The sequence below is a fragment of the Veillonella sp. ICM51a genome, assembly GCF_000524355.1.
In the GTDB taxonomy this organism is placed as follows: Bacteria; Bacillota; Negativicutes; order Veillonellales; family Veillonellaceae; genus Veillonella; species Veillonella atypica.
The window spans coordinates 1-10,905 of the sequence record NZ_JAPX01000039.1 but is presented as its reverse complement, the minus strand read 5'-3'; the positions used below and the strand labels follow the sequence as shown (position 1 = coordinate 10,905).

At 38.9% G+C, this 10,905-nt stretch carries 5 protein-coding genes; all 5 read right to left on the bottom strand.

From position 1 onward, the window contains the following. The coding region (locus HMPREF1504_RS06910; RefSeq protein ID WP_038124659.1) for an ESPR-type extended signal peptide-containing protein at positions 1-6,830 on the bottom strand (6,830 nt) is incomplete at its 3' end. A gap of 315 nt (positions 6,831-7,145) precedes the next feature. Continuing rightward, entirely contained in the window at positions 7,146-7,751 is a 606-nt protein-coding gene (locus HMPREF1504_RS06905) for a hypothetical protein (RefSeq protein WP_038124657.1), read from the bottom strand. Positions 7,752-8,005: 254 nt separating this feature from the next. Beyond that, complete coding sequence (locus tag HMPREF1504_RS06900; RefSeq protein ID WP_038124655.1) at positions 8,006-8,692, bottom strand: sigma-70 family RNA polymerase sigma factor; 687 nt, start codon at positions 8,690-8,692, stop codon at positions 8,006-8,008. A gap of 200 nt (positions 8,693-8,892) precedes the next feature. Beyond that, positions 8,893-9,261 (bottom strand): hypothetical protein, encoded by a 369-nt coding sequence (locus tag HMPREF1504_RS06895; protein WP_369759941.1) that lies wholly within the window; start codon positions 9,259-9,261, stop codon positions 8,893-8,895. A gap of 161 nt (positions 9,262-9,422) precedes the next feature. Next, complete coding sequence (locus tag HMPREF1504_RS06890) at positions 9,423-10,679, bottom strand: ATP/GTP-binding protein (protein WP_038124653.1); 1,257 nt, start codon at positions 10,677-10,679, stop codon at positions 9,423-9,425. Positions 10,680-10,905: the final 226 nt, after the last annotated feature.

Sequence of the window (10,905 nt, the reverse complement as noted above, 5' to 3'; positions counted from 1 at the left end):
TCAGCCGTTACAGCAGCTGTCAACTTAGCAGTTGGGGCAATGGTTACATCATCACCTGTGGCAGATGTTGAAATCAATGCATTCGCACCAGCATCACCTTTGATGTTGAATTTAATACCACCAGTTGTGCTTAATTTCTTAGCTGTTGTTGTACCGGAATCACTACCTAGGGATACTTTGTTATCACCTAATGTAGTTACTGAATCTGTTGCAGCTTTCACAGCATCATCCATTTGTTTCTTATTTACAGCAGCATCATCTGTGGTTGCTTTACCAACATTCTTGATTTGAGTATTGCCAGCATCGATACCGGAACCATTCAACTTAACTGTGTTAGTACCATCTGTAGCAGTTACACCAGCAGGTGCTACTGTTGTTGTATTCGTACCATCAGTGGTTGTCATGCCACCTTTAGTAATAGTCGTTGTGTTACCAGCACCATCTGTAATTGTAGAGGAACCACCTGTTACAGTTTGTGTATTACCAGCTGCATCGGTATACGTAGCAGATGTTAAACCGGTTAAGGCTTTCGCCAACTTAATGTTCAATGTACCAGTTGTTGTATCACCTACTACAGCGATATTACCAGATGTAAGATCAGTTGCCGTAGTGGACGCACCGCCCTTGATGTTAAGTTGTTCGCCATGTTTACGGCTAATTACTGTTGCATCATCACCAGCAAAATCATGTTTCGCATCGGTCAAGGCTTGTTTTGTCTTATCGATAGCACTATTTACTACAGATGCTACATCTTGCGTAGTGGCTACGCCGTTTTTACCTTGTGTAGTACCTTGTGTAGCACCATTCGCACCAATTTTACCAGTAGTATCGTCGATAACAAGTTTGCCTTCATCTACATTCACTGTATATGTTTTAACGCCAGCAGCTGTAGCATCACTAACAGTAGCAAGGCCTGTACCAGCTACCTTAACAGCATCTTGTGCTGCAGTTTGTGCTACGGCTTTAACAGCATTTTCAGAAACAGTTACTGTATATGTTTCATTTTTAGCAGTACCAGTAAGACCGGATACACTAGCCAAGTTGTTATCGCCAGCGGCTAATTTACCATTAGCTACAGAACCAGCTTCTACCTTTTCAATGGATAGAGCACCACCAGCAGCAGATAATACAGCGGCATCTAATTGGCCTTTGTTAACTGCAGCATCAGCGGATGTAGCATTAGCAACGCCTTTAATTTCCTTACCACCTGCATTAATGCCAGTATTCTTATCGAGAACAATACCACCAACAGTGACTTTATCGAAGGATACGTTCTTAGCAGTGCCAATAGTAATGGATCGACCTGTATTGGTAATAGCGATGTTATCGCCATTGATGAAGTTAACAGTGTCGCCACCAGCTACAGCAGTTGTACCAGCACCATTGGTTTCTACATTCCAAGAAGCAGCTGTTTTAGCAAGGTTCTTGATGTAGGTATCGCCAGCAGCAGACAAGTTGGACAAGTCTTTATCAGCAGATTTTTCTGCAGCCGTTACAGCAGCAGTTAACTTAGCAGTTGGAGCGATGGTTACATCATCACCACTAGCAGATGTTGTAATGAGTGCATTCGCACCTGTTTCACCTTTAATGTTGAACTTAATGCCACCAGTTGTACTTAATTTCTTAGCCGTTGTAGACCCAGATTCGCTACCTAACGAAACAGTATTATCTGTTGCACCTTTCAATGCATCATCCATTTGTTTCTTATTCACAGCAGCATCATCGGTAGTACCATTAGCAACATTCTTAATTTCTTTGTTACCAGCACTAATACCACTAGTCGTTACAGAAATTGGTGTGGCACCAGCACCAGCTGGGGTTACGGTTACACCTGTAGGCGCTGTCGTCGTTGTATTACCTGCTGCATCAGTTGTTGTTACACCGCCTTTAGATACAACAGTGGAATTACCAGCTGCATCAGCAATCGTAGAGGAACCACCAGTTACCGTTTGTGTATTGCCAGCAGCATCTGTGTATGTTGCAGATGTTAAACCAGTTAAGGCTTTTGCCATCTTAATGTTTAATGTACCAGATGTTGTGTCACCTACGACTGCGATGTTACCAGATGTAAGATCAGATGCTGTTGTACTTGCACCGCCTTTGATGTTAAGTTGTTCGCCATGTTTACGGCTAATAACGGTCGCATCATCACCAGCAAAGTTATGTTTAGCATCATCTAACGCTTGTTTTGTCTTATCGATGGCAGAATTTACAACAGATGCTACATTTTGTGTAGTGGCAACGCCATCTTTACCTTGCACCGTACCTTGTGAAGCACCAGCAGCACCAATTTTACCTGTTGTATCATCAATAACAAGTTTGCCTTCGTCTACATTGACTGTATATGTTTTAACACCAGCTGCTGTAGCATCGCTAACAGTAGCAAGGCCTGTACCAGCTACTTTCACAGCATCTTGGGCAAGTGTTTTAACTTTATCAGAACCAGTTGTAGACAGATTAGACAAGTCTTTGTCAGCAGATTTTTCAGCAGCGGTTACAGCGTTTTGTAATTTTGTGCTTGTACCAACGGTAATAGTATCGCCAGATACAGTAGTTGTAACAAGCGCATTTGCACCGCTTTCACCAACAACCTTGAGTTTGCCAGTTTTAATATTAAAGGAACCATCAGTTGTGCCATCATTGATTGTCAATGTGGAGGAAATACCAGCCAATGCATCGTCCATTTGTTTCTTGTTAACGGCTGCATCGTCGGTTGTGCCCTTTTTAACGCCTTTGATTTCTTGATTACCCGCGTTAATGCCACTAGTGGTAATAGAAATTGGTGTAGCACCAGTACCAGTCGGTGTGACTGTCACGCCAGCACCGTTGATAACCGTTTGGTTACCAGTAGCATCTGTGAAAGTACCACTTGTTAAGCCTGTAAGGTTTTTAGCCATTTTAAGGCTCAATGTGCTAGTTGCCTTATCCCCCACAACCGCGATGTTACCATCTGTTACATCAGCACCAGAAGTAACAGAACCTTTAATATTTACCGTTTTACCAAGTTTCAAGCCAACGGTATCACCTGAGTCACCAGCCATGTTAATTGGCATTTTTAGAATGGTTTCAGCTGTTTTGTACAATTGAGAACCATTGACTGCATCTGTAGAGGTAGCTGTAACGGCACCAGCTGCGACGTTCTTAATTTGACGTTCTACACCGGTGGCACCAACAGATACAATAGAACCATTATTAAGGCCTGTGTTACCAGCATAACCAGCAGCTTCGAAGGCAACACCATTAATGGTGGAATCGGTAGCCGCTGCATATTGATCAGCAGAGCTTGCATTACCAAGTACTACGGCACCATCTAGGCCTGTACCTACGGTTACGCCATTGCCCATCACCATAACATTAGAGGAATCTACAGTGTTACTATTACCTACAACATGTATTCCTGTTGTACCAGCTGTGCCGGCTAGATTTGTGTTACCCATGAACGTAGATTCAGAGGCTTTAATAGGATTTGTTGCCGTACCATTATCGTTACCGTGTACATGTGTACCGGTTGCTGTGGTATCGATGTATGATGGATCACCGATGGCACTAGATTTAGCTCCTTTTACTTCATTACCTGTACCGATAGAGATGGATTTATCTGCCAAGGCTCTTGCATAATGCCCAATTGCAATAGCATCATCTCCTTTAGCAAACGAATCATTACCTACTATAAGAGAATTATTTGCATGAAGATCTACTATACTTCTATTACCAATGATGTGATTACCTACTCCTAAATCACTAAGCGAAGTAGGCCAAATAGGTGTAGTATTAAAATAACCAAGTGTCGAACTATTGCCAATAATAACAGACTCATTACCGAAAATATTAGGATGATTACCGACACCAGCAAATTGACCATTATAACCAATAATAACTGATTTTTGCCCAACAACGCCACTTCCATTACCAATAGCTACATTATTTTCACTTTGAATACCATACAAATTTAATGTGGCAATATATTTGCCGATGCCAATATTAGAGTTGCCTTCTATCGTTACTCCACGACCAATACCTATCGAGCTGTCACCTGATATTTGGCCACCGGAAGCTAAACCAATAGAGAATTCACCATTTACAACAGTGCCTCCGGGGGGTAGAGCTCCAGATGTTGTAAAATCTGCACCACTCCCAATAGCAATGGAATTTTTCTTAGTGGCTTGTGTATAGCTACCTATAGCAACGGAAGAACCTTCACTGGTTCTACTTTGATAACCTAATGCAATACCCCATTTCGCGGTTGCGTTAGACATACGACCTATTGCGATTGAATTTTCACCACTTGCAGCTGCATTGACACCACCAGCAATAGCATAATTGCCTGTAGCCCCCGCCTTAGAACCAGAGTACCCATAGTTCGTAGTCGCATTACCTACTGCTTGTGTACCTGTACCATCATTGATATGCATATAGCTCGACATATTCTTAGACAATGTATCGGCTACGGCATATAATTGAGAGCCGTTGATTCCGTCAGTAGATGTAGCAGATACTTCACCGGCAGCGACGTTTTGGATACGACGTTCATAATCACCAGCACCGATTGTTACGGCACCAACGGATTGAGCACCAGCAAAGCCAGTGATTTCATCACCATTGATAGTAGCCTTGCTTACCTTACCGAACGCACCGCCTGTTGTGTTGTTGCTTACAACGATGTTGCCGGTGGAATCGTATTTTTTAGTATGGATGCTTTGTTCACCTGTCAAATGGCTTTCATCATCTACTAATGCGTCTGGGGTGAAAGCATAAGATTCATGACCGAGGTACACAGAATTACTAAGTGTACCTTCATAATACTGTTTATCTACGGCACCTAAAGTATAATATAATGTATGTTCAGCAGGAGTAATTACCTTACTTTTATCAGGGTTGGCTTTTGCATCATAAAGTTTATCATAACTACCAACCATAACAGTATTGCTTTGAGTTACTAAAGTATTATTACCAACCGCCACACTATTTTGCGAGGTTTTTGTAAAACCACTTGGTGAAACAACATTATAATAATTTTCGGCTCTACTAAAACCTACAACACCACCAATAGCAATATTGCCACTACCTTTTACACCGCCATTAATAGCTACAGAACTATCTGATTTAAACTGTGCTATTCCATTAGCTCGCCCTGCCATACCATTTATAGCAACAGTACCAGAACCATATACAGCGGAATTACTACCGATTGCTACACTAGAATTCCCTTTTAAAGATATACCAGTACCCAAAACACTAGAAGCACTGGAGTCATCAGCTATATAAGAGTTTTGACCTACTAACACAGCAGCTGTAGAATTATTACCAATAGATTTTGCACCAGTTGGATTTGATCCAATCACTACCACATTATCTGAAACACTGTTTGCTCCAGGCCCCATAACAATTGAATTCGTACCACTGGCTTTTGTATTCTTGCCTATAGCAATTGAATACATCCCCGTAGCCCCGCCTTTTTCATTGGCCTTACCAAGGTTGGTCGAAGCATTACCCGCACCTTGAGTTGATGTACCATCATTAACATGCATATACACATCAGGGCTAGCACCGGCAGTTACGGCTCTAACGGCTTCGTATAATTGGCTACCGTTGATAGCGTCTGTAGAAGTTGCGGAAATTACACCGGCAGCGACGTTTTTGATTTGGCGTCGACCATTGGCATTAGAACCAATCGACAGGATAGAGCCTTTTGGAAGCGCCACATTTGCTGCAAAACGATTTGCCTCTAACGTGACACCACCTACAGTTACATCTGATGCTTGAGTATAAGGCGTAGCGTCGCTATGATCACCTAATATAACAGCATTTTCCATATCATTATCAACAGAAATATTATTACCTAATATCATTACACGCCTAGCATTTACGATATTATTATTGCCTATGATATAAGAATCCTCGACAGTATGATAAAAATTGTTATTATAACCTAAAATACCGCTTTGGTCCGCCCGTTGTGGGCTACTAGAAGTATTATTTTTTGCACCTATAATTGTAGAGTAAGTACCTACCACTTGATTATTAGACCCAAATATAGAACTTTCTGAACCACTCCCGACCAAATTATTATAACCAACTGCTGTACTTTTTGAGGCAGTTCCAACTCTTGATGATACACCTATTACAGTTCCATAATTACCTTTTGATTCTACACTATCCCCCAAGGCTACACTATGTTCAGCATAGTTATTTACGCCATTACCAATAGCTAATGCATAATTTTCTGTAGTATTAACACCATACCCAACAGCTATTGAGTTTAACTTTGCGGTTTTTGCTTGTTTACCAATAGCTATACTAGTATTTCCATCTGCTACTGCCTCAGCACCAATACTAATAGAACCATCTGCTTGAGATTTTGCTTTATAACCTATCGCAACACCTCTAGTAGCATTAGAACCACTTGTTCCAGATGTATTTGTATCCGCTAATTCACCAATACTAACCCCATATCTGCTAGATGTTGCATTTGGTCCTATAGCAACTGAAGCAAGATATGCCCGAGCGCTATTCCCTATTGACACACCTTGATCCGTCTGACTACTGTTCCCCATCGCAACACCACCACTACCTGTTGCACTTGCATTATCACCAATAGCAGTAGAATTACTACCAGTGGCTGCGGCCCCAGTCCCATATACTGTATTCGCCGACGCCACTCCCCCGCACATAACCATAGCCACCATCACAGCTGCCATACTTTTACCAGCCAGTGAGGTAACTACAGATTTAACGCTAGATTTGCCGTCTCGTTTTGCAATTTCCGACACCACAACCCAAGCGTTTTTGGTTTTTGACCATATAACTTTGTATATATGATTCAGACCCATATCTATACACTCCTTTTGTCCCCATATTGGATGTACACACTCTATAGACATAATGCTACCAAATGCCCCCCCCCCGTCAACATTTTTATTCATCTTTTCTTCATTATTTACATAAGTTTGCAGATTAGTTTAATATTTAGATAACATATGATAAGTTTATCTTATATTTTAATATTTCATTAATTTCTATGTTCTGCAGGAATTTATTGGTTACTTATAAGTATTCTCAATCTACAATTCAAGCTTTCAAAAAAAATATCGCCATAGAGATAGAAACATGTCTATCATCTATGACGATATAGGTCATATCATTATTTAGTTATCATGAAAATGACAAGCAATATAGAGTTCTGCTAGTACATCTGGATTACCACACAGCCGCATATACTCTAGTATACGCCTCACGTAGCGCCGATGTTCCATCATAGCTGCATCTAGTTTTCTCCGCACATAGGTCGGTGGATGTAACAGCAAAATCGGTTCCGTGTGACCACCATGAATATAGCATTGCTGTTCTGTAGGCCCATGGGACACCATATAGGTAAAGGGTACCACAATATTAAAGTATCCATAAGCGCCATCCTTGCCTACAGGTTTCCTCGTTTTAAAGGGTATCCAAGTCATATTCACAGACAAGGTACGAGGCTGATTATACGATGCTCGTTGCCCCATCGTATTATGCAAGGCCCGTAAATCGACGGCTAAATATTTTGCTAGATCATAAAACAGGCGTAACATCGGACGATGTACTAACTCATCTGTGCCATCCGCGTAGTAACATTTGGTTACATTACCACCAGATTTATAGTCTGGAATCATACACCATAGATGGCGGACCATACAATCTTGTAGTACATATTCTCTCTCGTCGTCTACTACATAGGATGACACATTCGTATGCTCATCATACACTGTTTCCATACAATAGTCTCCTCTTAAATAATACGAACAAACTATATAAGGAATATTCCCACTCTATACATGAACGCGCATTCATTTCGCATTCATTGTATACCTATGTGCTTTTACCTGTAAATATGTAATTTTAAAATATATGCCCATATATTTATCATATTTTTTGATATATGAAGCATGCAACTATATGCAGCCACGTATACTATCTATATCATTTGATTATCTATTATCATCTCCTAACTCTATCTCTAATTTGAATATTACATTACATATCTATACATGTATTCACGTAATACATCCAAGATGCGTTTATGTCGTTGTTGTACCGATTGACGTGAACAATTTTGCTGTCTTGCAACATCCGACAAATTACAGCCTCGTTTATAAATATCTGTAATTAGCTGTTGTTGATCCACCTTTAATAAACGCAAAGCCCTTCGCAATAAATGATATTGTTGTGCTTGTTCCTCACGATGTACGGTCTGGTTAGCTACATCTATGGTATCTGGTATTTGATCCATCGCCAATTGCTCATCCCCATCCGCTGTATCTGGAATATGGAATTCATGATTCCACTGTTGTTTAATCCGTTTATAGTGATTGAGATGTTTAAAATGAATGGCCGATTTCACATATCCCGCAAAGGGTACTGTACCAGCTAGATTGTAGGTGTAAATCGATTCAATAAAGGTGAGCCAAAGCATAGCCTCTACATCATCCTCAACGGTGCGATTCACCAATAATCGCTCGTATTTTACGATGAGTGGGCGATAACGCCGACACAATTCCATCTTTGCCGCCGTGCTATCGATAGGTTCACTGGGCACGTCACAGATAGGTACTCTCGTTTGGCATACCTCTACCAGTGCTTCATCGCGAATCTGTTCAAATCGCGTTACATTTGTTACGTAGTATTGTTCAAAATCTTGTGCAGAATAGAATGTCATTGTAAATCCTTTCCTGCCCGGGCACAGTTGTACTATACCGCAGGAGGAAAGAATTGCAAAAACAGGAATAGGCTGGAAAATACAAACATAGGGCTGTTATGTTAGCGACTTTAACTTTCTTGCAAAAGATACATTTATACATAAAAAGATGCTAACGATAATCATTAGCATCTTTATATTATTTCCTAAATTTTCGTTATCTAGGACTCTATTAACTTATTAATCTCATCAATCCAATTTGTGTCAGGTTGCTCCAATTGTGCAAAAAACACATATAAATTAGTACTATTAATTAATGCTGCATCCATTCCCAATTGCTTTGCACCATTCATCATAGTTCTATAACTCTCTTTTGTAATATTAGAAACCAATTGTGTTCGCTGAGATTCTTTAGCTGAATAATCTTGGATACCTGTATATTTTTCAATATAAGTAGCACTACGCCGCTTTGATGGTGTCTGCAATCTAACAGAAGTATCCCAATGCAATAAAATGACTTGCATGGTACATGGGTTTGTAAACATTACCACATGTTGGCTTGCCAATTCACACGCATGGAGCGAGTTCACTTTCCAACAAATATCATTAAATTGTTCATGTGGTTTCTTTTCTGTATCACAAACAATAACAACTAAATCATAATTTCCTTTTTGATATACGTTTTGGTATATAGGATATAAATCTTCTTATTATCTTTCAGAGGCGGTAATAATGGAACCATATAAACCTCCTAGTATTTCGATTTAATGTCTAACAAGGAATCAAAAAATGATGGATCAGGTAAGGCCCCTAGTACACCTTTTTTATATTTATCAAGAAGATTGGTACTATCTCGAATACCAGTGTTAGCAGTTGTAAAATCAGCCAATGAATATAGATATACTTGTTCTTCATCCTTATGAACAAACCAGATTTGTTCTTTTCTAAATAGCCTTTTGCAATCCAACAAAGTTACATCATGAACTGTAAATATAAGCTGCGCCATATCATTTAACTCATTATTAAAAAGAGCTACGATAGCACGTGTTAAAGAAAAGTGTAAACTACTATCCAATTCATCAACAATTAAAGTTCTTCCTTTTTCTAAAGCTTCAATAATATAACTAGCTAAAGCAGCAATTTTTTTCGTTCCCGTAGAATCAAATACCATACTTGGTACTGGATGGCCTTTGTACACAGAAATTAACTTTAATTGATCTAACAATTGTTCCGGCAATGCTAAGGCACGTTCGTCCGCAATCGCTTTACCATTCTTTTTTAATTTTATATCCATATCGGCTTCAGCATATTTAAAATCATCTAAATATACATCAGCTTGTTTAATGAAATTAACAACTTTTTTCTGAATATTATTTTCATTCTTTAATAATTTGATAGTTTGATCAATGGGAATATTATTCATATTAATAATATCTATTGAACTAGCAAATTCAGTAATAATTTGTTTAATCTCTGCCAATTTACTAAACTTAGATGTATCGATAGCATGACACAATAAGGCTTTATTTGCAACCACTTCCATCAAAGGTTCTACATTAGGATCGATACATTTAAATTCCTGTTTTTTTATATCCTTTAAAATTAATGTATCTGACTTCTCATTACCATATTCATCATAAAATTTGTGTACGAAATGTTCATATATGATTTCTTCTGATTGAGTATCATACGTTATAGTATAATCATACTTTTTCTTATCATATAAAAAAGCAATACCTAATTTACAAATAGGATTATGTGTAAATAAATTAGGTAATAAATGAGGCTCATTATTTAATAAAATATCAATAATACTGGCTATACCTTTAATTAAACAAGTCTTTCCCGTATTATTAGGCCCATATATAGCGGTGCTTTTTACAATATTATGTCCATTTTCTTGATGTACATTTGATATAAACTTTTTAGTACGCATATCTGCATTCGCAGAAAACACAACAGTTTTATTAAATGCTAATACATTATTTAATCTCACTTCCATTAACATATTAACACCTCCTCACAAGTATTATATTACGAAGTTACATTTTATGCTAAATATCAGCATAAAAAAATAGCTAGCAAATAATATAGACAACGAAGACACAATTCCATCTTAGCCGCCGTGCTATCTATTAGCTCACTTGGCACATCACAGATAGATACTCTCGTTTGGCATACCTCTACCAGTGCTTCATCACGAATCTGTTCAAAACGCGTTACATTTGTTACGT

Coding starts and splice junctions, on each gene's coding strand:
- HMPREF1504_RS06905 (WP_038124657.1), bottom strand. CDS start 7,751: ATGGAAACAGTGTATGATGAGCATACGAATGTGTCATCCTATGTAGTA.
- HMPREF1504_RS06900 (WP_038124655.1), bottom strand. CDS start 8,692: ATGACATTCTATTCTGCACAAGATTTTGAACAATACTACGTAACAAAT.
- HMPREF1504_RS06890 (WP_038124653.1), bottom strand. CDS start 10,679: ATGTTAATGGAAGTGAGATTAAATAATGTATTAGCATTTAATAAAACT.